Raw genomic sequence first — 25,390 nt, forward strand, 5'->3', positions numbered from 1 at the left:
CTCCTCCCCCACACGCACAGCTTTGTCACGGAGGTCGGTGCCGACCTGAGACCGCAGAGACAACGCATGATGAAGATCCGCGCTGACCAGCAGTGCCTCACCGATCAGTTCTCRCACCGCGACCTCGAGCAACTGGGCATGCACGTGGAGCGGGTGACCGTCGGCGATGGGCGCAACGGCAGAGACCGTTCCGTCCTGACGAATATGCAAGTCGTCGGCGACGGCCTCTTTGCGCAGCGTATCCAGCCGTCGCCGGATGTCGCGGACACGATGAGCGACCAGAACGCCCTCCAGCCCAGCTGACAGCTGATCCAACGGTTCGACGTCCCATACGTCGATATCTGTGAGATCCACTCGGGTCAGGACGAACGAGCAGCGATCCGCGCCTGTACTTCCGGACGACGCAACGGCGGGACGGTCTGAGGTGGCTGTCTGCGAGGCGGCAATGTGCTGAGCAGGCGCGTCGTCGTTTCGGTCACCTCACGCACCGCCTGTTCGAAGGCGTCTCGGTTCGCGTCGGACACCTTGGCTATTCCACTCACCTTACGTACGTATTGGCGAGAGGCGGCCTCGATCTCCTCGGGCGTAGCAGCGGGCTCGAGTCCACGAAGTTCAGTGATGTTTCGGCACATAATTCGACGATAACCCTGCTCACCGACGCCGTCACGGTTCGATACACCAATGTATCCAAACTGCCACGCAGATCCGGGCATCACGGTAGTTTCAGTGAAATTCCCCAGTGACTGGAAGTAGCCACTAACTCATGGACTCTGCACTCACCTCCGTCGGCCTACCCGCCGCACTCGCCATCATCATGTTCGGCCTCGGGCTTTCCCTGACGGTCGGAGATTTCGCCCGCGTGGCAAAAGCGCCGAAGGCCGTTTCGATCGCCCTGATCTGTCAGTTGTTGTTGCTCCCGGCCGCGGCCTTCGGATTGGTCACGTTGTTCGACCTCGACCCACTGCTCGCGGTCGGCATGATGCTCCTCGCCGCATCACCGGGCGGCACGACGGCAAACCTGTTCAGCCATCTGTTCCGCGGCGATGTTGCTCTCAATGTGACACTGACTGCGGTCAATTCGGTGATAGCGGTGGTCACTCTCCCCCTGATCACCAACTTCGCGTTGGGTTACTTCGAACCCGAGGACGCGGACGGCACTCTCGGGCTTCAGTTCACGAAGGTGCTTCAGGTCTTTGCGGTCGTATTGATTCCTGTCGCCCTCGGAATGTGGGTTCGGTTGCGCTCGAGCGCCTTTGCCGAGCGGATGGACAAGCCCGTCCGCATCGGATCCGCGGTGGTTCTGGCACTGGTGATCGTCGGAACGGTTGTTTCCGAGCGCGAGAACATCGCGGACTATCTCGTCGACATCGGCGTCGTCGCTGCCTTGTTCTGCCTACTGAGCCTATCGATCGGTTACGTCGTTCCCCGGATATTCGGCATCGAGGATCGTCAGGCAATCGCCAGTTCCATGGAAATCGGCATCCACAACAGCACGTTGGCGATCACCATCGCCGTCAGTCTCCTGAACAACGTGCAATTGGCAGTGCCGGCTGCGGTGTACGGCGTTCTCATGTTCCCGCTCGCCGCTGCCTTCGGCGCAACGATCACCCGCAAGTCACGGACAATGGCCGAAATCGACTAATATCAGGCGGTTTTCGATATAGGTGATCTGGTATCGCCGACCCTACGATCGATACGGACTCAGACCGAAGGGTATCGAAAAATGCTGACCACCACACCTACCGTGCTGGACGAACGCGCCTGGCAAGAGCTAGCCGACGCACTGACCCGTCGCCAATTCGGCATCGGAGCCGGGATGGCAGCAGTAGCAACAATTCTGTCGTCCTGCAGTTCCAGTGACGGTTCGGGTACATCTGACGACACTCAAATGCGCACCGTCACCACACCGTTGGGAACTTACGACATACCGACCAACCCCAAGCGGGTCTTGGCCGTCGACGCCCGCACCGACCTCGAGCTCGCCATTGCCCTGGAACTACCGGTCTTCGGATACAACATCTCGCCCGCCACCGAGTGGGTTCCCGTCGACGGCTCGGCCGAATACCTCAGCGACAAGCCCAATCTGGAGCAGATCCTCGGACTCGCACCCGATCTCATCATCTGCGTCAACGCCGACAACGAGTACTGGCCCGCTGCAAAACTCCAAGCCATCGCTCCTGTCCTGACGACCGAATCGAGGCAGACGTGGCGAGAAAATCTCACCCGACTCTCCGATTGGTTGGGCCGAACACCCACCATGGATCGCCTGATCACCGACTATGACGCTCTGATCACCGACATCCGCTCTCGACACGCTTCGGCGATCGCGGGAAAGACCGTCGCGAGTTTGTCCTACAGTCCGGACAAGGCCACGATCTACATCGACAGCCTGCCTGTGTCGGAGGAAACCGGTAAGAAGAATCGCCAGCCCACCGACATGACGCTCGCCGACATCGGTGGAAGAACATTGAACACAACCGGTTTCGACAATCAGGGGCGACTGAGCATCGAGGAGATGGATCGCCTTCGCGATTGCGACGCGTTCATGGTTTCCGTCACCGACAGCAGCGACACCACCTTCGATCAGCTCTCGGACAACAAGTTGTGGCAACGACTTCCGGCTGTGCAGGCCGGGAACGTCACCGTTCTGCGCGGCAGTACGTACTACGGATCCATCTACACCAACATGTACGTAGCCAAGGGCTGGGACGATCTCTATTCGACGCTCGACTGATCAGACTTGTCCGTGGAAATGCCGGCCGCTCCCACGCGGTCGGCATTTCACGTTTCGAGGTCGATGCCCAACGCTCCGGAGAGGGTCCGCAGACAAATCACTCTCAACTCTTCCTGCGGTATGGAAGGTTGATCGAGCCAGTCGAGGCAGACAGCCCGGACGAATGCGATCCATCCCCGAACTGCGACGGCAGCAATCTGTCTTCTTTCACCCTCGAATTCCAGTGCGTCGAGGATTCGAATCTGCTGCTGTTCGAGTTCCCGTTCGACGATCGCTCGGATACCGGCCTCGGCGGAGAGCGTCCCCACGTTGATGGCGCGTACTCCCCTGCTGTGCGACTTCACGTACGCGAAGTAGGCGTCCAACCCGGCTGCCACCTGTTCGCGCACCGGTAGCGTCGCGTCCGGTGCGGTCACCTCGAGCAGGTGCTGCGATTCGCGCTCGACGATTGCGGCGAAGAAGTCTCGCTTGGTCGGAAAGTAGTGGTACATCAACCCGCGCGAGACGCCCGCAATCTCGGCGACCTCTTCGATCCAGACGTCCTCGTACGAACGATCGGCAAAAAGTTGCGCGCCGATGTCGAGCAACTGCGTGCGCCGCTGCTCTCGGTCCAGGCGTTTTCGTGGTGCGACCATAGACAAGTCAGATTACTACTTGACACCGATTCAGTAAGGCGTACTTTGCGTACTAGACACCAATTCAGTAAGCGATCTCACCCGGGGGACACACCATGAGCGTCGACACCACTCCAGAGGCGACGACCGATGCTCGGATCCCGCATCCGGCATGGCGCCTGCCAGTCCTCGGGGACGTCCTCGGGATCAATATCCGGACGCCGCTGCAGAACTCCGTGAGCATCGGGCGCGAACTCGGCCCGATCTTCGAGAGAAATGTCCTGGGAAATCGCTTCGTCTTCGCCTCGGGCGCGGACATGGTGGCAGAACTGTCCGACGAGTCCCGGTTCGCGAAGCACCTTGCGCCTGGAGTCAAAGCACTCCGCGGAATCGGCGGCGACGGACTGTTCACTGCGTACAACCACGAACCCAACTGGGGCAAGGCGCACAATCTCCTGGCCCCGGCGTTCAGCCAGACTGCGATGCGCTCGTACCACCGCACCATGCTCGATGTGGCCGGCGAGCTGGTCGACCATTGGGACAGTCGTGACAGCGACTCCCCCGTCGACATCTCCGCAGACATGACCAAGCTGACGTTGGAGACCATCGGACGCACTGGATTCAGCTACTCGTTCGACTCTTTCGAACGGGACGAGCAGCACCCGTTCGTCAAGGCGATGGTCGGCGCTCTCTCCCATTCACAACGCACGACGTTCTTGAAGTCGACGGCCCTGGGGCGAGTCCTCGCACGTCGGGCCGATCAACGTGACGAGGTCCGCAAGGCGTACATGGCCGAGGTTGTGGACGAGGTGATCCGTGCCCGGCGGACAAGTACCGAACCGGGGCCGGAAGATCTTCTCGAACTGATGCTACGGGCGGCACGCGAAAACGATCCCAACCGTATCGACGAACTGAACATCCGCCATCAGGTCGTGACCTTCCTCGTCGCGGGACACGAAACCACCTCCGGCGCGTTGTCGTTCGCGCTGTACTACCTGTCACGAAACCCTGACGTGCTGGCCAAGGCCCAAGCCGAGGTCGACAAGGTCTGGGAGGGCGAGGAGCCCGCCTTCGAGAAGATCGCGAAACTTCGATACGTACGACGCGTCCTCGACGAATCGCTGCGTCTGTGGCCGACCGCTCCCGCCTACGGCCGTGCGGCGCTCGAAGACACCACGCTCGTCGGCAAGTATCCGATGAAAAAGGGCGATTGGATGCTCGTGCTCATCCCGTCACTTCATCGCGATCCCGTGTGGGGCAACGATCCCGAGGCTTTCGATCCGGATCGCTTCCTACCTGCCAACATCAAGGCCAGGCCGGCGCACGTGTACAAGCCGTTCGGAACAGGTGAACGTGCCTGCATCGGAAGACAATTCGCCATTCACGAAGCCGTCCTCGTGTTGGGCACCATCTTGCAGAAGTATACGATCGAAGCCGATCCGGACTACGAGTTGAAGGTGGCCGAACGGCTCACCCTGATGCCCGAAGGCTTCAACTTGACGGTCCGCCGACGCTGAGCTCGGCAAACGGCGTCGAGTAAGTCGGTTGAACAGTCCCGAATGCGGTAATCCCTGAGGTGGCAGCAGCGAGCACCGGCGCACCCTGGGAGTTCACATGACAAAGAGGCCTGCAGTTGGAATCGTCTTGCTCTCGGCGGCATTGGCCACGGGAGCTTGCTCGGCAAGCGTCGGGACGCCGCAAGTGGACAAGTCCGAAGTCGCAAGTCAGATCTCCACTCAACTCGCCGAGAAGATCGGCGAGCCACCTGACGACGTGACGTGTCCGGAGAACCTCGACGCAGAAGTCGGCGCATCGATCACGTGCATCCTGACCGAGCAGGGCACCGAATACGACGTCACAGCTACCGTGACCAGCGTTGACGGTGAAAGTGCGAACTTCGACATCAAGGTTGCGGATGTGCCGAACAACTAACTGCTGTGCGCCTTTATTAACCGCCGGCGGTTAATAATGGGCGGTGCCGCCACCTTCACAGATGGTCAGCAGGCCGTAACGACCGCCGGTGCGCTCGAGTTCGTTGAGCAGGGTCGCCATCAGCTTGGTGCCGGTCGCGCCGAGSGGGTGACCGASKGCGATSGCGCCGCCGTTGACGTTGACCTTGGCCGGATCTGCGCCGATCTCCTTGATCCAGGCCAGGACGACCGGGGCAAAAGCTTCGTTGATCTCGACGATGTCGATGTCCTCGATGCTCAGACCGGCCTTCGCGAGAGCATGCTTCGTGGCCGGAATCGGCGCACTGAGCATGAAGATCGGGTCGTCGCCGCGAGCGCTGAGGTGATGAATCCGGGCGCGGGGCTTGAGGTTGTACTTTTCCACCGCTTCCGCCGACGCCAGCAGCAGCGCACTCGCACCGTCGGAGATCTGGCTGGCCACCGCTGCGGTCATGCGGCCGTCTTCGACGAGAACCTTGAGCGTCGCCATCTTTTCGAGGCTGGTCTCGCGGGGTCCTTCGTCGACGGTCGCGTCGCCCATGGCAACGATCTCGTTGTCGAAGCGACCCGCGGCGATTGCAGCCTTGGCGCGCTCATGGCTCTGCAGGGCCCACTTCTCGAGCTCTTCGCGGCTGATGTCCCACTTCTCGGCGATCATTTCGGCGCCCTTGAACTGCGAGACTTCCTGGTCACCGTAGCGCTCGGTCCAACCGACCGAACCCGAAGTCGGCGTGTCGAATCCGTACTGCTGACCGACGATCATCGCTGCCGAGATCGGAATCTGGCTCATGTTCTGAACGCCGCCGGCAACGATCAGATCCGCGGTGCCCGACAGGATGGCCTGAGCGCCGAAGTGCACTGCCTGCTGGCTCGAACCGCACTGACGGTCAACGGTCACCCCGGGAACGTGCTCCGGGAATCCCGCTGCGAGCCAGGACATACGGGCGATGTTGCCGGCCTGGCCGCCGATGGCGTCGACGCAACCGAAGATCACGTCGTCGACGTCACTGGGGTCGATACCGGTGCGCTCGACCAGTGCCTTGACGACGTGCGCACCGAGATCGATGGGGTGCACGCCGGACAGCGCGCCACCCCTCTTGCCGATCGGTGTGCGAATGGCGTCGACGATGTAAACCTCGGACATAGCGTTAGCTCCTAGTTTCGTTGTGCAGCAATAGTTCTTGAAGTTGATTCAGCAATAGCTTCTGAAGTTGTGGCCGGATCGGAGAGCCCGTCGAGCACGATCGCGAGATATTGAGCCGCGACGGCGTGAGCCGACAGGGATCCACCCGGGCGGTACCAGCGAACCGCGACCCACACGGTGTCTCGCATGAATCGGAAGACCAACTCGACGTCGATGTCGGAACGGAAGGTCCCGTCCGCRACGCCGGCTTCGAGGACGCCGACCCACAGGTCCCGGAATTCGGTGTTGCGCTCGGCCAGGTAAGCGAAGCGCTCGTTCCCGACGAGGTGCTTGACCTCGTCCTGGTAGATCGCCACAGCCGAATGTGAGGCGTCGATGGCCTCGTAGGAGGTCACCACCAGCGCTTCGAGCGTCGCGCGACTGTCCAACCCCGCCGCGACGATCTCGCGGTATTTTCCGAAGAGTTCGTCGAGGAACTGGTGCAGGATCTCGTCGACCATCGACTCTTTGGAATCGAAATGGTGATACAGGCTGCCGGACAGTATCCCGGCGGCGTCGGCGATGTCGCGGACGGTCGTCGCGCGCACTCCGCGATCGGCGAACAGCCCCGCCGCGATCTCGAGCAGCTCGTCGCGGCGCCCGGACTTGCCGTTTGATTCGTCGGAATTTCGAGGTGGCGTCATGTATTCAATCCTATCCAGGGCCTTCCCCTGTGCGCGGTCAGCGAGTCCGGGGACTCCTTAACCGCGCACGGGGACGCTACGCCCTCTGCGAAGAAACGGAGACGATCTCGCCGGTCATGTAGGTGGAGTAATCGCTGGCGAGCATCGCGATGACCGTTGCGATCTCCCACACCTCCGCGGCACGGCCGTAGGCCTCACCGGAAGCCAACTGGTCGAGCAGTTCCTCACTGGTGACCTTCGCCAAAAACGCGTGACGCGCGATGGAGGGCGAGACCGCGTTGATACGGACTCCGTACTCCGCGGCTTCGATAGCGCTGCACCGAGTCAGTGCCATGACGCCCGCCTTGGCTGCGGCGTAGTGAGCCTGGGAATGCTGCGCCCGCCAACCGAGAACGGACGCGTTGTTCACCAGAACACCGCCGTGCGGAACGCTCTTGAAGTACCGCAGCGCGGCACGCGTCGAACGGAAGGTGCTGTTGAGGGTGATGTCGAGAACGCGATCCCACTGATCGTCCGTCATGTCGACGACGGGTGTCTCGCCGCCCAGGCCTGCGTTGTTGACGACGATGTCGATACGTCCCAACTTCTCGGCCGCGCCGACGAACAACGCGTCGACCTGCTCGGTGCTGGAGACGTCGCAGATGATGGACTCGACCTGCTGGCCGGGAAACTCGGCCTTCAGCTTCTCCACCGTCTCGCCGAGCCGACGCTCGTGGAAGTCGGAGACGAGAACGTCGCCGCCCTCGAGAAGCACCCGGCGCGCGGTAGAGAAGCCGATGCCGGTTCCGGCTGCGGCGGTGATGATCGCCTTCTTGCCCGCGAGTAGTCCGTGGCCCGGGGTTTCCTCGGGCGCAACGGAAAGCGGGGACGCGGCTTTGGTGTCAGACATTAACGAGCCTCTCGGGGAAGACCGAGCACGCGCTCGGAAATGATGTTGCGCTGAATTTCGTTGGAGCCGCCGTAAATCGTGTCGGCGCGGGTGAAGAGGAAGAGTCGCTGCCACTCGTCGAGCTCGAGATGCTCGGGATCGGTGATGTCCGAGGCATTCCCTTCGGAATCCGCCCACGGCGCAACCAACGACGACGCACCCTGCACGTCCATCGCCAGCTGTCCCAGGTCACGATGCCAGTTGGCCCACAACAGTTTTGCGACGGACGCTTCGCCGCCACCGGTTCCGGCGTCGACCGCGTCGAGAGTACGCATCGCGTGGGCGCGCATCACGCGCAGTCCGACCCAGGCACGAGCGATCTTCTCGCGAATGTGCGGATCCTGGTCACTGCCATTGGCCTTCGCCAGGTCGACGACGCCCTGGAGCTCGCGAGCGAATCCGATCTGCTGTCCGAGCGTCGATACCCCGCGCTCGAAGGTGAGCAGCCCCATCGCAATCTTCCAGCCCTCGCCAGGTTCCCCGACCACCAGATCGGCGTCGGTGACGGCGTCGTCGAAGAAGACCTCGTTGAACTCCGACGTACCGGTGAGCTGCTGGATGGGCCGAACTGTCACACCAGGCTGATCCAACGGGACCAGCAGGAAGCTCAAGCCCTGATGACGCTTGGAGCCCACCTCGGTGCGGCAGACCACGAAGCACCACTGCGCGACGTGAGCCAGTGAGGTCCACACCTTCTGGCCGTTGATGATCCACTTGCCGTCTTCGAGGCGTGCGGTGGTGGAGACGTTCGCGAGGTCTGAACCGGCGCCGGGCTCGGAGTAGCCCTGCGACCACAGTTCGCTGACCGTGTTGATGCCAGGAAGGAATCGGCGCTTCTGCTCGTCGGTTCCGTACGCGATCAGCGTCGGGCCGAGCAGCTCTTCACCGATGTGGCTGACGCGAGCGGGCGCACCGGCCTTCGCGTACTCCTGATGGAAGATGACCTGCTGAGAGATGCTTGCTCCCCGCCCGCCGAACTCCTTCGGCCACCCGAGGCACGTCCACCCTGCGGCTGCGAGGTGCTTGTCCCACTCGAGGCGTTGCTCGAAGAACTCGTGCTCACTGCCGGGGCCGCCCTTACCCTTGAGCTGGGCAAATTTGCCCGTCAAGTTCTCGGCCAACCACTGCGCGACCGTGGCCGCAAACTCGTCGTCCGTCATCTGCCCGTCCGGGCTCTCGCTCTGGTCCACATATGTAAGATAACCTACCAAGCACTTGCTAGGTAGCGTGTCAGGTAGGAGTCCAGTGACCGAACAACCGAGAACCATCCCATCAGCCCTCATCCGGGCCGCCGAGGAGTTCGGTGAGCGCGCGGCTATCGCCGATGGCGACACCCGACTGACCTTCGCACAGCTACATCAACGTGTCCGCGATTTCGCCGGCGCGCTGATCAACCGTGGGGTGAAGGCAGGCGATCGCGTCGTCATCTGGTCGCCCAACACGTACCACTGGGTGATTGCCCTGCTCGGCGCTCAATATGCCGGCGCGGCCATCATCCCGATCAACACTCGATACACCGGCACCGAAGCTCTCGACATCATCGAGCGCGTCGACGCCGCGGCCTTGGTGGTCGTCGGCACGTTCCTCAAGGCCGATCGCTATCAGCAGTTGCTCGACGCCAACCCGGACCTGTCGATCCCGACTGTCATCCAGGTACCGATCGACGGGGACGACGACCGTGACGGCGTCATCGAGTTCGAGGACTTCCTCGCGCTCGCCACCGACGCCGCCCGCACCGAAGCCGACGCGCGTGCTGCGAAGGTGCAGCCAGACGACGTCAGCGACATCCTCTTCACCTCCGGCACCACGGGACGCAGCAAGGGTGCGATCACCGCGCATCGTCAGTCCATCGCTGTCGCGAAGTCGTGGGGTGAATGCGCCGAGGTCACCGCCGACGACAACTTCCTCATCATCAGCCCGTTCTTCCACACCTTCGGGTACAAGGCCGGAATCCTGGTCTGCCTGCTGAACGGTGCGACGATCGTGCCGGTGTCCGTCTTCAACATCGACGACACTCTTGCCCTGGTCAACAGCGAAAAGATCAGCATCCTGCCTGGCGCCCCGACGATCTACCAGACCATCCTCGATCATCCCCGCCGCAGCGAATACGATCTGTCCTCGCTCCGCATCGCGATCACCGGCGCAGCACCCGTTCCGGTTGCTCTCGTCGAGCGCATGCAGGCAGAGCTTTTCGACGCCGTCCTCACGGCATACGGTCTGACCGAGGCAGTGGTCGCGACCATGTGCCGCACCGACGACGACCCGGTCACCGTCTCCACCAGTTCCGGCCGCGCGACAGCCGATTTCGAGGTCAAGATCGGCGACCAGGGTGAGATCCTGCTTCGTGGACCGAACGTCATGCTCGGATACCTCGACGACCCCGAATCCACCGCCAAGGCAATCGACGCCGACGGCTGGCTGCACACCGGAGACGTCGGAACCCTCGACGAGCGTGGCTATCTCGACATCACCGACCGTCTGAAAGACATGTACGTCAGCGGCGGATTCAACGTCTACCCCGCCGAGATCGAGGGCATGTTGGCTCGCCTGCCCGGCGTCCACGAGTCTGCTGCCATCGGCATCCCCGATCACCGGATGGGAGAGGTGGGCCGCGTCTACATCGCCCAACTCGACGGTGCCGGCCTCACCGAAGAGTCGGTGATCGCCTTCCTCAAGGAGAAGATCGCAGGCTTCAAGGTGCCCCGCGAGGTGCGCTTCGTAGATCACCTGCCCCGTAACCCCTCAGGCAAGGTCCTCAAAACGGTTCTGCGCGAGGAACAATCATGACCGTTCCCTTCGAAGCCGACGTCGTGACCTACGAGGTTCGTGACTCGGTCGCCGTCGTGACCTTGAATCGACCCGACTACCGCAACGCCCAGAACTCGGTGGTCACGTACGCCCTCGACGCGGCATTCCAGCGCGCCGTCGAGGACGACGACGTGAAAGTGATCGTCCTGGCAGGCAACGGACCTCACTTCAGCGCCGGACACGACCTGGGAACTCCGGGACGCGACCATCACGTCGAGTACGAGAACAAGGCCACCATGTGGTGGGATCACGTCGACAAGCCAGGCGGTGACCAGCGTTTCGCCCGCGAGATGGAGGTCTACCTGGGCATGTGCCGCCGTTGGCGGGAGATCCCCAAGCCCACCATCGCGATGGTCCAAGGCGCCTGCATTGCCGGTGGGCTCATGCTCGCCTGGGTCTGCGACATGATCGTCGCGGCCGACGACGCCTTCTTCTCCGATCCCGTTGTCCGCATGGGCATCCCCGGCGTCGAATACTTCGCGCACCCGTGGATGGTCGGTTCACGTTTCGCGAAGGAAATGCTCTTCACCGGCGATCGATTCACCGCGCAACGCGCCTACGAAATCGGCATGGTCAATCGCGTCGTCGCCCGCAAGGATCTCGAGAAGGAGACGTTCGAGCTCGCCGGGCGTATCGCCGAGATGCCGCGCTTCGGACTGGCTTTGACCAAGAAGGCCGTCAACCAGTGCGAGGATCAGATGGGGATGCGTAACGGCATCGACTCCGTCTTCGGTCTGCATCACTTCGCTCACGCTCACAACGCCGAGGTCGGCAAAGACTCGCTTGGTGGTCTCGACGCCAAAGCCATGGCTGCCAGTGCTCGCGCACCGCAGGAAGGAACAAACTAGTGGATCTCGTATTCGACGACGCCACAACCGCATTCCGTGACGAGGTCCGCTCGTTCCTGGAGGCGAATGTGCCCGCCACTCCCCTGAAGTCGATGGATACCGCCGAAGGCTTCGAAGAGCACCGTCAGTGGGAGCACACTCTCGCCGACGCCGGCTACGCCGTCGTCTCCTGGCCCAAGGAACTCGGCGGACGCGATGCGTCCCTGCTCGAATGGGTCATCTTCGAGGAGGAGTATTACCGCTCTGGCGCGCCCGGGCGCGTAAGCCAGAACGGCATCTTCTTGTTGGCTCCCACACTGTTCGAGCATGCAAATGCCGAGCAGTTGGCTCGCATCATGCCGCGCATGGCTCGTGCCGACGACATCTGGGCCCAGGCCTGGTCCGAGCCCGAATCCGGTTCCGACCTCGCGAGCCTGCGTTCGAGTGCGAAGAAGGTCGACGGGGGCTGGCTGCTCAACGGTCAGAAGACGTGGAGCTCACGCGCAAGCTACGCCGACTGGGGCTTCGGCTTGTTCCGCTCCGATCCGGATGCGCAGCGCCACAAGGGCATCACGTATTTCATGTTCGACCTGCGCTCGAAGGGCGTCACCGTTCGCCCGATCGATCAACTCGACGGCGAGCCCGGCTTCGCCGAGATCTTCCTCGAAGACGTCTTCGTGCCGGACGACCCGGCCAACCCTGGTGAGTCGGGTGTGATCGGCAACGTCAACGAAGGTTGGCGCGTCGCGATGAGCACCGCGAGCAACGAGCGTGGTCTCTCGCTGCGCAGCCCCGGCCGCTTCCTCGCCACCGTCGACCGACTGCTCGAGCTGTACAAGTCCAGCGGACGAACCGACGACAGCGCTCTGCGTAACCAGGTTGCCGACGCCTGGATCGGCGCTCGCGCCTACCAGCTCAACACATTCGGTACCGTCACCCGTCTCGCCGACGGTGGACAACTCGGCGCCGAGTCCTCGATCAACAAGGTCTTCTGGTCCGAGTGGGATATCGCCACCCACGAGACTGCTCTCGAACTGCAGGGCCCTGAAGCAGAGCTGGCCGACAACTGGATGGACGGATACCTGTTCTCCCTGTCCGGCCCGATCTACGCAGGCACCAACGAGATTCAGAAAAACGTCATCGCTGAGCGTCTGCTCGGCCTACCGAAGGCGGACCGATGAGATTCGCGCTCGACTCCTCCCACCAGGACTTCGCTGCAAGCATCGATGCACTGCTGACCAAGTCCGACATGCCCTCCGTCATCCGTTCGTGGAACGACGGTGACACCGAGCCGGGCAAGAAGCTCTGGCAGCGCCTTGCCGAGACCGGCGTCAACGGCCTCGTCATATCCGAAGAACACGACGGACTCGGCGCCGACGCCGTGGACCTGGTCATTGCACTCGAACAGCTCGGTCGGCACGCAGTACCCGGACCGGTCGTCGAGACCATCGCAGTAGCACCGACGCTCCTGGCTTCCGTTGCACCGGAACGTCTCTCTGCTCTCGCCGAGGGTTCGCTGGCAACCGTCGCCGCTCCCCCGCGCACACCGTTCGCGCTCGACGCCAATGCGGTCGATCTGGTTCTACTCGCGCAGGACGGCACCGTCTCACTCGGCGTCCCTGGCGAAGCCAGGGCATCGGTGGATCTCTCCCGCAAGCTCTACGAGGTTTCCGCCGGCGAATCGCTGGGCTCCGCCGACTTCTCCGCAGCCTTCGACATGGGCGCTCTTGCCACTGCCGCGCAGTTGCAAGGTCTCGGCCAGACACTGCTCGAGGTCACCACCGAATACGCGAAGCAGCGCAAGCAGTTCGGCAAGGTCATCGGACAGTTCCAGGCAATGAAGCACCACCTGGCAGAAGTTGCCGTTTCGCTCGAAATGGCTCGACCCCTGCTCCACGGTGCCGCTCTGTCGGTTCGCGATCAGTCGGCCGACGCCTCGCGTGACATTTCTGCCGCCAAGGTCGCGTGCGGGGATGCTGCTTACAAGGCCGCCCGCGTCGGACTCCAGGTTCACGGCGCCATCGGCTACACGATGGAACACGATCTCTCACTGTGGCTCACCAAGGTACGAGCATTGCTCACCGCCTGGGGCACACCGTCCGAGCATCGTGCGCGCGTCGTCGAAGCGCTGGTTGCATCATGAGCATCGACACCGAAGACCAGGCAGCACTACGTGCGTCGGTACGCGATCTCCTGAGCAAGCATTCCGATTCCGCTGCCGTCCGCGCTGCCATCACCACAGAGATCGGCTACGACCCCGCGTTGTGGAGCAAGCTGTGCGAGCAGATCGGCGTCGCCGCGCTGGCGATTCCGGAGGAGTTCGACGGCGTCGGAGCAGGTTTGGGCGAGGTACATGTGGTCCAGGAGGAACTGGGCCGCACGCTGACCCCCTCACCGATGCTGGGTTCGGCGATTCTTGCCGCACAGGCACTGCTGCTTTCCGGTGACGACGACGCATGCTCGCGACTGCTGCCCGGTGTCGCGTCCGGAGAGAGCACGCTCGCCCTGTGCTGGGCAGGGGCTGCGGGTTGGAGCACCTTCGGCGTCGAGGCAACCGAGGATGCGTTGACCGGCACGGCGTCGTACGTCCTCGACGGACACATTGCGGACACCCTGCTCGTTCTCACGGCCGACGGCTTCTACGAAGTGGATCCCGCGGCCGAGGGCGTCTCCCGCCGACGCGTCCCCACCATGGATCCGACGCGAACGCTGGCGGAGGTCACGTTCTCCGGTGTTCGTGGTCGGCCACTGGAGTGGTCCGAAGATCTGGTCGATCGCATCCGAACCGTCGTTCTGATCGCGTTGTCAGCTGAACAGGTCGGAGCGGCCGCAGCGATCGTCGAACAGACCGTGGAATACACCAAGTCGCGCAAGCAGTTCGGTCGCGCGATCGGTTCTTTCCAGGCCCTCAAGCACCGGATGGCCGACATGTACACGTTGGTCGAGACGGCGCGGTCGATGACGTACGCCGCCGTGGCGACGCAGTCGGCGGACGACGCGGCAGTGGCGAAGGTCTACTGCTCGGAAGCTTTGCAGCAGATCACCTCCGAAGCAGTTCAGTTGCACGGCGGAATCGCAATCACCTGGGAGCACGACGCTCAGCTGTACTTCAAGCGTGCACACGGCAGCGCTCAGCTCTTCGGACAGCCGAGCACCTACCTGCCGAGCCTCGCTCAGGCCGCGGGTCTCTAAGACACATCGGTGCTTGTTCGCTCGCAATCCCGGGCGAACAAGCACCGATGCTGCCCAGTCAGTGGAATGAACCGCAGATTTATGCGGCTGGATCACGCAGAATCGGTCACCAGACAGCTGTCCATCTCACAGACCGGAGTTTTCTCGTGAATCGATTCGACGACAAGCGCGTCCTCATCAGCGGCGCAGGGTCCGGAATCGGCCAGGCCACCGTTGCCCGCATCCTGGCAGAAGGAGGCACCGTCGTCGCCGCCGACATTTCCGAGACCGGCCTCGAACAGACGCTGAACGCCGCGAAGGACGCCGGCCACTCCGATCGCCTCACCACGGTGAAGGTCGACATCTCCAGCGAAGAGTCTGTTCGCGAACAGGTCGGCGCTGCGATCAAGGCTCTGGGCGGGCTCGACGTGCTGGTCAATGCGGCGGGCATTCTGCGCTCCGCACACACCCACGAGATGACACTCGATTTCTGGAACACCGTCATCGGGGTCAACCTCACCGGAACATTCCTCATGACGAGGGAGTCCCTGCCGGCACTGCTCGAAAGCGGAGCAGGTGTCGTGGTCAACTTCAGTTCCACTTCGGCGACCTTCGCCCACCCGTACATGACGGCATATGCGGCGTCGAAGGGTGGAATCCAATCCTTTACGCACGCACTTGCACTCGAGTACAGCAAGCAGGGTCTTCGCGCCGTGGCCGTCGCACCCGGCAGCATCGCGTCGGGCATGACGTCCGATCCCGGTTTCCCGGCCGACATCGACTTCACGCTGCTCGGCAAGCTGGCCCCGGCAATCGGTGAGGGTTTCGCGCCCCCGTCCGCGGTCGCCGGTGTGATCGCGATGCTCGCTTCCGAGGACGGCTCGTTTGTCACCGGAACGGAAATCCGCATCGACGGCGGCACGCATATGTGATCCCCTGCTGTGGGGGAGCCAGCGGTGAGCGAATCAACAGGCAGTACAAACCTCGAGCCCGTGCTGATCAGTCCTGTCGTCGGCGGAATGATTCGCACCTGGTCCGAGGACGAGACCCGCTTGTGGAGCGTCGACGATCCCGCCGCTCTCGGCACACTGCTTGGACGCGGCATCGTAGCTCGTACTGCTCTGCCGGACAACAAGTTCCGAGAAGTTGCGTTTCTGGATACCCAGACCCAGGCCCTCACTGTGCAGCCGCGCTTCACTTCCCCGGACAGCACTGCCCTCGCCGCACCGTTCAAGCTCACCGAGGCGTCGGCCCCGACCGGCGACGCTTGGGAAGATCTCGAATCGGTACTCGCGTCCATCGCGATCTCCGCTGCTGGACGCGGCGAATTCTGGCTCGCGGAACTCGGCGGGTGGGATTCTCCGCACGAGCCGAACTGCCTCTTCACGACCGTCGACGAATCGGGCCTGGCCAACGCAGTCATGGAGGCAAACCCCGCACCCGTGGGCACAGGCGTCTGGCCGGAGGTTCCGAGCGACCAAACCGGCGTTTCGGTGTCGGCACCAGCCTCACAGGACACCATCGAGGCTGCCGGAATCTTCGCGGTTTCAGCGATCGAGACGTGGGGCGTCACACCGTGGGACATCAACCTCACCTTCGGCAAACTGGTCGATTTCGCCTGATCAACGGCGCCGACACGCGGCGGTGAGTTGTACGTCTCCTCTCAGCCGACGGCTCACGGTTCGTCACAACACGCCCGATGGCCACGACATCGACCCCCTCGATGGGCATACTGAGGGAACTGGGGTTACTCCCGGTCACAAATACCCGTGGATCCGCGTCGGGGCGGGTGCGGTCCGACAACACGCGAGCAGCCACAGACACTGGCGGCTCCGAAAGGTTCAATCATGGCAACCGACCAATTACAGACGGTTGTATTGCACGGCGACCAGCTCAAATACGTCGACCAAGGCAGTGGCCCCGTCGTGGTGCTCATTCACGGCCTGCTGGGCGCGCACTCCAACTGGGAACCGCAGATCGAGACGCTCTCGCGTCATTACCGCGTGATCGCCCCTGATCTCTTCGGACACGGTGCGTCGGACAAGCCTGCCGGCGACTATTCACTCAGTGCTCACGCCGCCACTGTGCGTGACCTCCTCGAAGCCCTCGACATTCCGTCGGCCACCCTGGTCGGACACTCCCTCGGTGGTGGGATCGCGATGCAGACGCTGTATCTGTTCCCCGACCGGGTGGAGCGGCTGTGCCTGGTGGCCAGCGGTGGACTCGGGCCCGAGGTGAGCCCACTCCTGCGCGCGGCGACACTGCCCGGCAGCGAACTGGTACTTCCCGTCCTCGCGTCGAGGACGCTGACCGACGTGACAGACAAAGCGCTCGGACTTTTCAACAAGATCGGCCTGTTCAAGCTCGGTGCCAGCGCAAGCGAGGCCCGTAAGAGCTTCGCTTCGGTATCGGACGCGTCGACACGTCAGGCATTTCTGGCGACGGCACGATCGGTCATCAATTACAACGGTCAAACCGTCAATGCCACTCCGCATTTCGCCAACTTCAAGAATCTGCAGGCACTACTGGTGTGGGGTGAGGAAGACACCATCATCCCCAACGCCCACACCGAGAACGCTCGCGCCGAACTACCGCTGGGGCGGGTGGAGATCTTCAAGCGAGCCGGACATTTCCCGCACCTTGACTACCCGGATCGCTTCGACCGCGTCTTCTCCGAATTCATGACGGACTGCGGAGTCGGTATCGGCACCGGACCCAAGGCCGTCAGCAGCTGAACTAGCGCCCCGCAACCAACTCTTCGAGGTAGCTCGCCACGCCGTCCTCGTCGTTCGTGGGCAAAATTCGGTCGGCGAGCTCGATGACCTCGGTTCTCGCGTTGGCCGGCGCCAGAGCCGTTCCAGCCCAGGTCAGCATGGCAACGTCGTTGAAGGCGTCACCGGCTGCGGCCACTTCCGACGCGTCGATGCCGTCGATCGCGCACAACTGCGCGAGAGCGCTGGCCTTCGAGACGCCCGCTGCAGCCATTTCCATGTACGGGGCGCCGGAGTGGGTCAACTCCACGCCCTCGATGCCCGCAGCGACGGCTGTTCGGTACAGGTCGGCGCTGGAAACCTCCGCATGCCGGGCCACGATCTTGACCATCGGCTCGACATCGAGCGGCAAGGTGTCGGCCAGCACCATCTCGTGCAGGTGCCGGTGATGGTCCGCGAACTCGCACAGAGCGGCGTACTCCGGCTCAGCAAAGAATTGGGTGGGTCCGACGTTCGCGAACACGACGCCCGGAACCAGCGCCCGAACTTGCTCCATAGCCGTTGCAGCCAAGGACATTTCGATCGAGACGGTGTCGACGATCTCCGGCGTCCCGTCGGCGAGGTCGAGAATCACAGCTCCGTTGGCACACACAGCTTTACCGCGAAATCCGCACGAGTTCGCCAATGTGTGTACCGAATGCCGGGCGCGGGCCGTCGCCCACACAACTTCGATTCCGGCGAGCCGCGCGTTCTCCATGGCCTGCGCGGTGCGCGCCGAAATCGTTCGGTCGGAGCGCAGCAGGGTGCCGTCGAGGTCGGTTGCGAAGATACGAATGCGGGTCACCAGACAATGATGGCAGTCCGTTCGCAGCCCTCACCAACTACGTGACACGGACCGTTGCTCTGTCAATTACCTGACTGGGTCTCGAGAAGGTGCCGACGCATCTCGCCGAAGACCACACCGAGCCGCTCGACATCTCGCGGGCTCAGCAGATCGAACATGCCCTCCCGCACTGCGGCTACGTGCGCCGGGCTTGCCGACGCCAGTTTGTCGGCACCCGAGTCGGTCAGCTCCGCATTGGCGCCCCTCTTGTCGTCGACACACTCAACCCGGCGCACCCACCCTGCGCCGACCAATCGATTTACGGCCCTGGTCACACCACTTCGGGTAGCCATCACAGCGTCGGCGAGCTCACTCATGCGCAGTTGCCGGCCGGGCGCTTCGGCGAGAGCGACCAGCAGTTCGAAATCGGTGAAGGAAATGTCGGAGTCTCGCACCAACTGCTGATCGAGAACACGCTGGAGCAGTCGGGTCGAGTCCAGGTAAGCCCGCCAGGCCGTTTGCTCCGAGTCGCTCAACCACCGCGTCGATTCCATGACAGCAGCATATCCGAAGTAGTTGACAACGAAATCAAATGATCTATTCTCAATGTAGTTGATCAGTCAACTACCTGTTCGAAGAGAAGGTTCAACCGAGAGGCGGGCGCCATGAGCGACAACAACGCAGTGCAGTTCGACAACGCAGTGCAGTTCGAGGAACGCCGGGCCGAGATCAGGGATCGACATCTGCTCCCCTCCGACAAACGACCCGCATCGACCGCACGCGGCCTGCACCATACGGCCCTGATCAGCAGTGACGTCGAACGAACCGTGAAGTTCTACCAGGATCTCCTCGGATTCCCACTCACCGAGTTGATCGAGAACCGTGACTATCCCGGGTCGTCGCACTTCTTCTTCGACATCGGCAATGGCAACCTTCTGGCCTTCTTCGACTTCCCGGGTCTCGACGTGGGCCCGTACCAAGAAGTACTCGGCGGCCTCCACCACATCGCGATCAGCGTCGAACCTGCCAAGTGGGCGAAGCTGCGCACCCAACTGACCGAGGCCGGCGTCGAACTGATCGAGCACAGCGAGGTCTCGTTGTACTTCCGCGATCCCGACGGCGCTCGACTCGAGCTGATCGCCGACCCCCTCGGCGAGATGTACGGCAATCACGTCCTCTGAAAACTTGCTCTCCCCCACACCATTCGGAAGGCACACCATGACCTCCACTCTGTCGCAGCCGAACCTCGATATCCGTCGATCCGAGGATCGCTTCAAGTCCAATGCCGGCTGGCTGGACTCGAAGCACTCGTTCTCGTTCAGCAATCACTACGACCCGAAGAACACTCACCACGGTCTTCTCCTGGTCAACAACGACGACATCGTCACGCCCGGAATGGGATTCGACACCCACCCGCACCAGGACATGGAGATCGTCACCTGGGTACTGAGAGGTTCTCTCGTACATCAGGATTCGATGGGGCATTCGGGCGTCATCTACCCCGGTCTTGCCCAGCGGATGAGCGCTGGAACGGGAATCCTGCATTCGGAGAAGAACGATTCGTGGCGACTCGGTGACGTGGCGGGCGCGCATTCCGACAAGCACAGCGATCCGGTTCACTTCATCCAGATGTGGGTCGTCCCCGACGAAGCCGGGATCACACCCGGTTACGAGCAGTTGGAGATCGACGCCGAATTGCTTGCCGGTGGGTTGGTTCCGGTCGCCTCGGGTATGGACGCGTACGCCGATCACTCGGCAATCCGGATCAAGAACAAGTACGCCGCGATGCACATTGCGCGTCTGCAACCCGGACAACCTGTGACCCTGCCGGACGCACCGTTCCTGCATGTTTTTGTCGCCGACGGTCAGGCCGCCATGGAAGGCGTCGGAGTGCTCGAACAGGGTGACGCGGTACGAGTATCCGGCGGTGGAGGTCAGCAGCTCAGCTCCGATACCGGGGCAGAGGTCATCGTCTGGGAAATGCACGCCACCGTTTCGCAGGGATGACATGAAGCCCTTCTCGTACGACGCTTCACCGGCTCGAATTGTCTTCGGCCAAGGGACGATCGATACGATCGCCGAAGAAGTGCGGCGGCGCGGCCGTAGCCGAGTGATGGTGCTGGCAAGTCGTCGACTCGACGCGGTTGCCGCCGCCGTGACCGAATCTCTYGGCGACATGGCGGTGGTCCGCTTCGACGGCGCTGTGATGCATACTCCGATCGAAGTCACGACAGCCGCGCTGAGACTTGCCGAGAACCATCACGTCGACACGGTCGTCGCGATCGGCGGCGGTTCGGCAACCGGGTTGTCCAAGGCACTGGCACTACGAGCGGGGTTCGATCAGATCGTCGTTCCGACAACGTACGCGGGATCAGAAGTCACTCCGGTGTTGGGTGAAACAGAGAACGGACGCAAGACAACTCGCTCCTCTCCCCACATCAGACCGGAAACCGTCATCTACGACGTCGACCTCACTCTCGATCTGCCGCTGGATACCACCGTCACCAGCGCCGTCAACGCGATGGCGCATGCGGTTGAAGCGTTGTACTCCATCGAGTCCAACCCGATCACGGACTCGATGGCGATCGAGGCGATCTCCGGGATCGCCCGTGCGCTGCCGAGCATTGTCGATGATCCGAAAAATCTGGAAGGTAGGGCCGAACTACTACAAGCGGCCTGGTTGGCCGGAACTTGCTTGGGCACAGTCGGTATGGGGCTTCATCACAAGTTGTGCCACACCGTCGGTGGCAGCTTCGGTTTGCCGCATGCTCCCACCCACACCGTTGTCCTCCCCCACGCGATGGCATTCAACGCGCCTGCTGTCCCGGATGTGATGTCGCGAATAGCGACTGCTCTGGGCGCATCCGATGCCGCTACCGGCGTTTTCGACCTCGTCACCGCGTGCGGCGGACCGACCACTCTGCGAGAACTGGGAATGAGTCACGATCAAATCGAAAATGCAGTCGAACTCGCCACCTCCGCCGCGTATCCGAACCCGCGTGAGATCACCCCGCCGGGCCTGAGCGAACTCCTCGAGAACGCCTGGTCCGGGCGTCGACCCGCCATCAGGTGAGAACTAATCAGGCAGTACCGCCTCGAGGCCTGACGTGTTCGAAGATCAGAATCGTCTCGGTCGCAGCAACCGCTGGATGTGCCGAGAGATTGTTGACGACGAAGTCACGCAACTGCGCCGAATCCGTCGTTGCGACGTGCAGCATGTAGTCGTCGACACCGGCAACGAAGTACACGTTGAGCACCGAGTCCAGCTTGGCGAAATCGTCGCCGAGCCGGTTGAGGTGCGACCGTGCGTTGGCCTGCAGTCGAACTGCGATCATCGCCTGCAGATCCATTCCGAGAGCGGCGGGGTCGATGTCCGCGTGAAATCCCCTGATCACGCCGTTGTCCACCAAGGCGCGCACACGGCCGAGGCATGTCGACGGCGCAATTCCCGCGATCGCGGCCAGCGCATTGTTCGGAATCCTCGCGTCTTTCGCCAGCTCTTCGAGCAGAACCCGGTCGACCTCGTCCAACTTCACGGCAGCCCGAACATGCTTCGGCGAGGCGGCCGTCTGAATACCGATTTTTGAACTTTCGCGCACCATGAATACAGACTAGAGAATTATCTTCACTTCTCTTCACTATCTGGCGACGAAACTTCATGCTTGGCACCTGCCATTCGAAGAAACAACAGACTCAGTTCGGAGCCGTGTCATGAAGGTCGGAATCCCCCGCGAAATCAAAAACCACGAGTACCGCGTGGCTATCAGCCCAGCAGGCGTCCACGAACTGGTCGGCCGAGGGCACGAGGTCGTCATCGAAACGGGCGCAGGCGTCGGCTCCTCGTTCAGTGACGAGGATTTCAAGGCCGCGGGCGCGCAGATCCTCGGGTCCGCCGATCAGGTCTGGACAGACGCAGATCTACTCCTGAAGGTCAAAGAACCTATTGCAGAAGAGTATTCGCGACTCCGTAAGGACCAGGTTCTCTTCACCTACCTGCACCTGGCGGCGTCGAAGGAATGCACCGACGCACTCCTGGCTTCGAAGACCACTTCCATCGCCTACGAAACCGTTGTCGGTTCCGACGGTTCACTGCCCCTTCTCGCACCGATGAGCGAAGTAGCCGGACGCCTTGCGCCGCAGGCCGGCGCCTACCACTTGATGCGTCACGGCGGCGGACGCGGAGTGCTGATGGGCGGCGTCCCCGGAGTGCGCCCCGCCAAGGTCGTGGTGATCGGTGCTGGCGTCTCCGGCAAGAACGCCATCGCCGTGGCCTACGGCATGCAGGCCGACGTCACCGTTCTCGATCTGTCGATCGCGCGCCTGCGGGAAATCGACGAGCTGTACCACGGCCAGGTCAAGACCATCACGTCCAACAGCCTCGAACTGGAACAGGCAGTACTCGACGCCGACCTCGTCATCGGCGCAGTGCTGGTCCCCGGGGCGAAGGCGCCGACTCTCGTCTCCAACAGCCTGGTGGCGCGCATGAAGCCGGGTTCTGTCCTGGTCGACATCGCCATCGACCAGGGCGGCTGCTTCGAGGATTCACACGCGACCACGCACGCCGATCCGACGTACCAGGTTCACGGTTCCGTCTTCTACTGCGTTGCGAACATGCCCGGAGCCGTCCCCCGTACGTCGACGTACGCGCTCACCAATGCGACGCTTCCGTACGTCGTCGCATTGGCAGACAAGGGGTGGAAGGACGCGGTCGCGACAGTTCCCGGCCTGGGGTCGGGACTGAGCACACACGACGGCCTGCTCCTGTCCGACAGTGTTGCAGCGGCGCATGGGTACTCGGCTACGACTCTCTGACCCAGGCGGCTCTGACCCAGGCAAGGAAAGCTCTAGATCGCTAGCCTTGATCCATGAGCAATCCTGACATCACGCTGAATTCCGGAACCACGATCCCGCAACTCGGCCTCGGAGTCTGGCAGGCCACCAACGACGAAACCGAGCATGCAGTGCGGTTCGCTCTCGACGACGCCGGCTACCGGCACATCGACACCGCTGCCGCTTATGGGAACGAAGAGGGCGTCGGACGAGGTATCGCCAACTCGTCCGTCGCGCGAGAGGACATATTCCTCACCACGAAGCTGTGGAATGCAGATCAGGGCTACGAGCCGGCGTTGAAGGCTTTCGACAGCAGCATCGACAAGCTGGGCGTCGATTACGTCGATCTGTATCTGATCCACTGGCCACTGCAGGACAACGACCGACTCCTCCGCACTTGGGACGCGCTCGAAAAGATCGCGGAATCGGGCCGCGCCAAGGCAATCGGGGTGTGCAACTTCGAGCCGCATCATCTGCAGCTTCTCGTCGATCGCGGCGGATTGTTGCCGGCAGTCGATCAAGTGGAACTGCATCCGCACCTCACGCAGCACGCGATCCGCGACAAGGCCGCCGAGCACGGAATCAAGGTCGAATCGTGGAGCCCACTCGGCGGTACCAGCAACGCGGGTTGGGGTAAGGCATCGAAGCCCAACACGCTGCTCACCGATCCGATCATCACTCGAATCGGTGACCGCCACAGCAAGACTGCCGCGCAGGTCCTGATCCGTTGGCACCTGCAGAACGGCCTGATCGTCATCCCGAAATCAGTGCATGACGCCCGGATCGCTCAGAACATCGACGTATTCGACTTCGAACTCACTGATCTCGATCTGAGCGAAATCGACACTCTCGACGACGGTACCCGCATCGGCGCGCATCCCGATGAACTCAACATCGGTGCACCGAACTGATCAAGCCGCTCGTTTGGTGGGGCGAAGCGCATCGATTCCGTTTCGCCTCACCATGGTCCCGAGGGTTTTCCACCACGGCCGAGCCGGATCCGGCTCGTTACCGTCGCCCATTCGATGCAACTGATCGGTGTGCCACTGCAGGTCGAGTGCACCGTCGAGCATCGAGATGTCGGCAACCTTCCCCAACAACTTCCGCGCTCCGAACTCCACAGTCGGGACGATCAATCGTTCCCGATTCGATTCCAGGAGAACGGTTGCCGCGTCGGGAATCGTGATCGTCGGCCGGCCGAGGCCGATCACGTCGCAGGCGCCGGAAGCGAGTGCCTCGACCATCGCCGATCGCGAGCGGAAGCCGCCGGTGACCGCCAAGGGAATGTCGCCGGCAATCGCTCGAACCGTCTCGGCATACTCGAGGAAATATGCCTCTCGATCGCGAGTGCTCTGCTTCTGCGCTTTACCCATCATGGCCGGCGATTCATAACTGCCACCGCTGATCTCGATGAGATCGACCGACTCTTCGGTCAACGCGCGTACTACTTCTCGCGATTCGTCTTCCGAGAATCCGCCGCGCTGGAAATCAGCCGAGTTGAGTTTGACCGACACCGCGAATCCGGGAGCAACGGTCGAGCGTATGCGCCGAACGATTTCGATCAGAAAGCGTCGTCGACGCTCGGGATCTCCACCCCACTCGTCCGTCCGCTGATTGGTCAACGGCGAAAGGAACTGCGCAACAAGATAACCGTGGGCGGCATGTATCTGCACGCCTCCGAAGCCGGAGGACTCGGCGACGCGAGCGGTTTCCGCGAACTTGTCGATGATCTCTTCGATCTCAGCAGTCGAGAGTTCTCGCGGCGTCGCCATTCCCGGAATCTTCAGAGCAATCGCGCTCGGTGCGACCGGTCGACCTCTGCTGGCGATCGGGTTGGATTGCCGCCCTGGGTGGTTCAGCTGCATCCAGATCTCGGCGCCGCCGTTCTTGGCAGTCTTGGCCCAGGCAGTCAGCGCTTCGGCATCACGATCGTCGTCGACGACGACGTTGCCCGGTTCGGCGATCTGCGATCGATCGACCATGACATTGCCGGTGACGAGCAATCCGAACCCGCCACTGCCCCAACGGCCGTACAGCGTTTCCAAGCGGGTGGACGGTCCATGAGTCCGGTCCCCCAGAGCCTCACTGAGCGCAGCTTTCATCGTGCGATTCCGCAGTATCTGCCCACAGGGCAAAGTCAACGATTCTCCGAGTGTGGTCATGGATAC

The 25,390-nt window shown here is 62.4% G+C and carries 27 protein-coding genes and 1 pseudogene; 17 read left to right on the plus strand and 11 right to left on the minus strand.

From position 1 onward, the window contains the following. Both AC1DWA_RS12315 and AC1DWA_RS12320 read right to left on the minus strand, forming a co-directional pair. Positions 1–354, minus strand: a pseudogene (locus tag AC1DWA_RS12315) (alpha/beta hydrolase); the annotation flags it as partial. Positions 355–359: 5 nt separating this feature from the next. Continuing rightward, positions 360–632, minus strand: a complete 273-nt coding sequence (locus tag AC1DWA_RS12320; protein WP_030534727.1) for a DUF2277 domain-containing protein — start codon at positions 630–632, stop codon at positions 360–362. A 131-nt stretch (positions 633–763) separates the two neighbouring features. On the opposite strand from AC1DWA_RS12320, the gene AC1DWA_RS12325 reads away from it, so the two are divergent. After that, positions 764–1,642: a bile acid:sodium symporter family protein gene (locus AC1DWA_RS12325; protein WP_020968475.1), complete on the plus strand. Its 879-nt coding sequence runs from the start codon at positions 764–766 to the stop codon at positions 1,640–1,642. Positions 1,643–1,723: 81 nt separating this feature from the next. Next, positions 1,724–2,734, plus strand: a complete 1,011-nt coding sequence (locus tag AC1DWA_RS12330) for an ABC transporter substrate-binding protein (protein WP_477846360.1) — start codon at positions 1,724–1,726, stop codon at positions 2,732–2,734. A 47-nt stretch (positions 2,735–2,781) separates the two neighbouring features. Here the strand turns inward: AC1DWA_RS12330 and AC1DWA_RS12335 are convergent, their stop codons facing one another. Beyond that, on the minus strand, positions 2,782–3,369 hold the full coding sequence (locus tag AC1DWA_RS12335) for a TetR/AcrR family transcriptional regulator (protein WP_020906279.1): 588 nt from the start codon (positions 3,367–3,369) through the stop codon (positions 2,782–2,784). Between the two features lie 95 nt (positions 3,370–3,464). Between AC1DWA_RS12335 and AC1DWA_RS12340 the strand changes: the two genes are divergently transcribed. Beyond that, positions 3,465–4,865 (plus strand): cytochrome P450, encoded by a 1,401-nt coding sequence (locus tag AC1DWA_RS12340; protein ID WP_020968473.1) that lies wholly within the window; start codon positions 3,465–3,467, stop codon positions 4,863–4,865. Between the two features lie 97 nt (positions 4,866–4,962). Next, the gene (locus AC1DWA_RS12345; RefSeq protein ID WP_020906277.1) at positions 4,963–5,280 is read left to right on the plus strand and encodes a DUF4333 domain-containing protein; all 318 of its coding nucleotides are present in this window, start codon (positions 4,963–4,965) and stop codon (positions 5,278–5,280) included. Positions 5,281–5,310: 30 nt separating this feature from the next. On the opposite strand, the gene AC1DWA_RS12350 is transcribed toward AC1DWA_RS12345, so the two are convergent. The 4 genes from AC1DWA_RS12350 to AC1DWA_RS12365 form a co-directional block, all read right to left on the minus strand. Then, a complete protein-coding gene (locus tag AC1DWA_RS12350; protein WP_477916675.1) occupies positions 5,311–6,441 on the minus strand; it encodes an acetyl-CoA C-acetyltransferase in 1,131 nt (376 codons plus the stop codon). 11 nt (positions 6,442–6,452) lie between these two features. Further along, positions 6,453–7,124 (minus strand): TetR/AcrR family transcriptional regulator, encoded by a 672-nt coding sequence (locus AC1DWA_RS12355; RefSeq protein WP_020968472.1) that lies wholly within the window; start codon positions 7,122–7,124, stop codon positions 6,453–6,455. A 76-nt stretch (positions 7,125–7,200) separates the two neighbouring features. Continuing rightward, positions 7,201–8,013, minus strand: coding sequence for an SDR family oxidoreductase (locus AC1DWA_RS12360; protein ID WP_003945582.1), 813 nt, complete (start codon positions 8,011–8,013; stop codon positions 7,201–7,203). After that, the gene (locus tag AC1DWA_RS12365; RefSeq protein ID WP_019746947.1) at positions 8,013–9,242 is read right to left on the minus strand and encodes an acyl-CoA dehydrogenase family protein; all 1,230 of its coding nucleotides are present in this window, start codon (positions 9,240–9,242) and stop codon (positions 8,013–8,015) included. The genes AC1DWA_RS12360 and AC1DWA_RS12365 overlap by 1 nt, the downstream gene beginning before the upstream one ends. 55 nt (positions 9,243–9,297) lie before the next feature. Between AC1DWA_RS12365 and AC1DWA_RS12370 the strand changes: the two genes are divergently transcribed. The 8 genes from AC1DWA_RS12370 (at position 9,298) to AC1DWA_RS12405 (ending at position 17,593) form a co-directional block, all read left to right on the plus strand. Further along, on the plus strand, positions 9,298–10,839 hold the full coding sequence (locus AC1DWA_RS12370; protein ID WP_019746946.1) for a FadD3 family acyl-CoA ligase: 1,542 nt from the start codon (positions 9,298–9,300) through the stop codon (positions 10,837–10,839). Continuing rightward, positions 10,836–11,708: an enoyl-CoA hydratase gene (locus AC1DWA_RS12375; RefSeq protein WP_019746945.1), complete on the plus strand. Its 873-nt coding sequence runs from the start codon at positions 10,836–10,838 to the stop codon at positions 11,706–11,708. Before AC1DWA_RS12370 ends, AC1DWA_RS12375 begins: the two co-directional genes overlap by 4 nt. After that, positions 11,708–12,868, plus strand: coding sequence for an acyl-CoA dehydrogenase family protein (locus AC1DWA_RS12380; RefSeq protein ID WP_007734181.1), 1,161 nt, complete (start codon positions 11,708–11,710; stop codon positions 12,866–12,868). Before AC1DWA_RS12375 ends, AC1DWA_RS12380 begins: the two co-directional genes overlap by 1 nt. Continuing rightward, positions 12,865–13,830, plus strand: a complete 966-nt coding sequence (locus AC1DWA_RS12385) for an acyl-CoA dehydrogenase family protein (RefSeq protein ID WP_113682144.1) — start codon at positions 12,865–12,867, stop codon at positions 13,828–13,830. The genes AC1DWA_RS12380 and AC1DWA_RS12385 overlap by 4 nt, the downstream gene beginning before the upstream one ends. Continuing rightward, positions 13,827–14,879, plus strand: coding sequence for an acyl-CoA dehydrogenase family protein (locus AC1DWA_RS12390; protein ID WP_446696406.1), 1,053 nt, complete (start codon positions 13,827–13,829; stop codon positions 14,877–14,879). Before AC1DWA_RS12385 ends, AC1DWA_RS12390 begins: the two co-directional genes overlap by 4 nt. 146 nt (positions 14,880–15,025) lie before the next feature. Continuing rightward, positions 15,026–15,790, plus strand: a complete 765-nt coding sequence (locus AC1DWA_RS12395) for an SDR family NAD(P)-dependent oxidoreductase (RefSeq protein WP_003945543.1) — start codon at positions 15,026–15,028, stop codon at positions 15,788–15,790. Between the two features lie 24 nt (positions 15,791–15,814). Then, positions 15,815–16,480 carry a hypothetical protein gene (locus tag AC1DWA_RS12400; RefSeq protein WP_097387859.1) on the plus strand — a complete coding sequence of 222 codons (666 nt, stop codon included), beginning with the start codon at positions 15,815–15,817 and terminating at the stop codon, positions 16,478–16,480. 225 nt (positions 16,481–16,705) lie between these two features. Beyond that, positions 16,706–17,593 (plus strand): alpha/beta fold hydrolase, encoded by an 888-nt coding sequence (locus AC1DWA_RS12405; RefSeq protein WP_003945464.1) that lies wholly within the window; start codon positions 16,706–16,708, stop codon positions 17,591–17,593. Position 17,594: 1 nt separating this feature from the next. On the opposite strand, the gene AC1DWA_RS12410 is transcribed toward AC1DWA_RS12405, so the two are convergent. Continuing rightward, positions 17,595–18,413 carry an HAD family hydrolase gene (locus tag AC1DWA_RS12410; RefSeq protein ID WP_195791494.1) on the minus strand — a complete coding sequence of 273 codons (819 nt, stop codon included), beginning with the start codon at positions 18,411–18,413 and terminating at the stop codon, positions 17,595–17,597. Between the two features lie 62 nt (positions 18,414–18,475). Then, positions 18,476–18,946, minus strand: coding sequence for a MarR family winged helix-turn-helix transcriptional regulator (locus tag AC1DWA_RS12415; protein ID WP_097387861.1), 471 nt, complete (start codon positions 18,944–18,946; stop codon positions 18,476–18,478). Between the two features lie 111 nt (positions 18,947–19,057). Between AC1DWA_RS12415 and AC1DWA_RS12420 the strand changes: the two genes are divergently transcribed. Genes AC1DWA_RS12420 through AC1DWA_RS12430 form a run of 3 tightly spaced genes read left to right on the plus strand, consistent with a single transcriptional unit; the run spans position 19,058 to position 21,465 of the window. Beyond that, positions 19,058–19,573 (plus strand): VOC family protein, encoded by a 516-nt coding sequence (locus AC1DWA_RS12420; RefSeq protein WP_097387862.1) that lies wholly within the window; start codon positions 19,058–19,060, stop codon positions 19,571–19,573. Between the two features lie 37 nt (positions 19,574–19,610). Then, positions 19,611–20,399, plus strand: coding sequence for a pirin family protein (locus AC1DWA_RS12425; RefSeq protein WP_477846362.1), 789 nt, complete (start codon positions 19,611–19,613; stop codon positions 20,397–20,399). Between the two features lies 1 nt (position 20,400). Continuing rightward, positions 20,401–21,465 carry a maleylacetate reductase gene (locus AC1DWA_RS12430; protein ID WP_097387863.1) on the plus strand — a complete coding sequence of 355 codons (1,065 nt, stop codon included), beginning with the start codon at positions 20,401–20,403 and terminating at the stop codon, positions 21,463–21,465. A 7-nt stretch (positions 21,466–21,472) separates the two neighbouring features. Here AC1DWA_RS12430 and AC1DWA_RS12435 read toward each other — a convergent pair whose 3' ends face one another. Further along, positions 21,473–21,994 (minus strand): Lrp/AsnC family transcriptional regulator, encoded by a 522-nt coding sequence (locus AC1DWA_RS12435; RefSeq protein WP_019746936.1) that lies wholly within the window; start codon positions 21,992–21,994, stop codon positions 21,473–21,475. A gap of 109 nt (positions 21,995–22,103) precedes the next feature. Between AC1DWA_RS12435 and ald the strand changes: the two genes are divergently transcribed. Beyond that, positions 22,104–23,204 (plus strand): alanine dehydrogenase, encoded by a 1,101-nt coding sequence (gene ald / locus AC1DWA_RS12440; protein ID WP_019746935.1) that lies wholly within the window; start codon positions 22,104–22,106, stop codon positions 23,202–23,204. Positions 23,205–23,257: 53 nt separating this feature from the next. Further along, positions 23,258–24,133: an aldo/keto reductase gene (locus AC1DWA_RS12445; protein WP_477846363.1), complete on the plus strand. Its 876-nt coding sequence runs from the start codon at positions 23,258–23,260 to the stop codon at positions 24,131–24,133. On the opposite strand, the gene AC1DWA_RS12450 is transcribed toward AC1DWA_RS12445, so the two are convergent. Beyond that, positions 24,134–25,384, minus strand: a complete 1,251-nt coding sequence (locus tag AC1DWA_RS12450) for an NADH:flavin oxidoreductase/NADH oxidase family protein (RefSeq protein WP_020968459.1) — start codon at positions 25,382–25,384, stop codon at positions 24,134–24,136. Between the last annotated feature and the right edge of the window lie 6 nt (positions 25,385–25,390).

This window comes from Rhodococcus sp. P4_F3_2, assembly GCF_056401335.1.

What these genes read in the sequence shown, in the direction of transcription:
- AC1DWA_RS12320 (WP_030534727.1), bottom strand. Translation starts at nt 632, where the DNA reads ATGTGCCGAAACATCACTGAACTTCGTGGACTCGAGCCCGCTGCTACG.
- AC1DWA_RS12325 (WP_020968475.1), top strand. Translation starts at nt 764, where the DNA reads ATGGACTCTGCACTCACCTCCGTCGGCCTACCCGCCGCACTCGCCATC.
- AC1DWA_RS12330 (WP_477846360.1), top strand. Translation starts at nt 1,724, where the DNA reads ATGCTGACCACCACACCTACCGTGCTGGACGAACGCGCCTGGCAAGAG.
- AC1DWA_RS12335 (WP_020906279.1), bottom strand. Translation starts at nt 3,369, where the DNA reads ATGGTCGCACCACGAAAACGCCTGGACCGAGAGCAGCGGCGCACGCAG.
- AC1DWA_RS12340 (WP_020968473.1), top strand. Translation starts at nt 3,465, where the DNA reads ATGAGCGTCGACACCACTCCAGAGGCGACGACCGATGCTCGGATCCCG.
- AC1DWA_RS12345 (WP_020906277.1), top strand. Translation starts at nt 4,963, where the DNA reads ATGACAAAGAGGCCTGCAGTTGGAATCGTCTTGCTCTCGGCGGCATTG.
- AC1DWA_RS12360 (WP_003945582.1), bottom strand. Translation starts at nt 8,013, where the DNA reads ATGTCTGACACCAAAGCCGCGTCCCCGCTTTCCGTTGCGCCCGAGGAA.
- AC1DWA_RS12375 (WP_019746945.1), top strand. Translation starts at nt 10,836, where the DNA reads ATGACCGTTCCCTTCGAAGCCGACGTCGTGACCTACGAGGTTCGTGAC.
- AC1DWA_RS12385 (WP_113682144.1), top strand. Translation starts at nt 12,865, where the DNA reads ATGAGATTCGCGCTCGACTCCTCCCACCAGGACTTCGCTGCAAGCATC.
- AC1DWA_RS12390 (WP_446696406.1), top strand. Translation starts at nt 13,827, where the DNA reads ATGAGCATCGACACCGAAGACCAGGCAGCACTACGTGCGTCGGTACGC.
- AC1DWA_RS12405 (WP_003945464.1), top strand. Translation starts at nt 16,706, where the DNA reads ATGGCAACCGACCAATTACAGACGGTTGTATTGCACGGCGACCAGCTC.
- AC1DWA_RS12415 (WP_097387861.1), bottom strand. Translation starts at nt 18,946, where the DNA reads ATGGAATCGACGCGGTGGTTGAGCGACTCGGAGCAAACGGCCTGGCGG.
- AC1DWA_RS12420 (WP_097387862.1), top strand. Translation starts at nt 19,058, where the DNA reads ATGAGCGACAACAACGCAGTGCAGTTCGACAACGCAGTGCAGTTCGAG.
- AC1DWA_RS12425 (WP_477846362.1), top strand. Translation starts at nt 19,611, where the DNA reads ATGACCTCCACTCTGTCGCAGCCGAACCTCGATATCCGTCGATCCGAG.
- AC1DWA_RS12435 (WP_019746936.1), bottom strand. Translation starts at nt 21,994, where the DNA reads ATGGTGCGCGAAAGTTCAAAAATCGGTATTCAGACGGCCGCCTCGCCG.
- ald (WP_019746935.1), top strand. Translation starts at nt 22,104, where the DNA reads ATGAAGGTCGGAATCCCCCGCGAAATCAAAAACCACGAGTACCGCGTG.
- AC1DWA_RS12445 (WP_477846363.1), top strand. Translation starts at nt 23,258, where the DNA reads ATGAGCAATCCTGACATCACGCTGAATTCCGGAACCACGATCCCGCAA.
- AC1DWA_RS12450 (WP_020968459.1), bottom strand. Translation starts at nt 25,384, where the DNA reads ATGACCACACTCGGAGAATCGTTGACTTTGCCCTGTGGGCAGATACTG.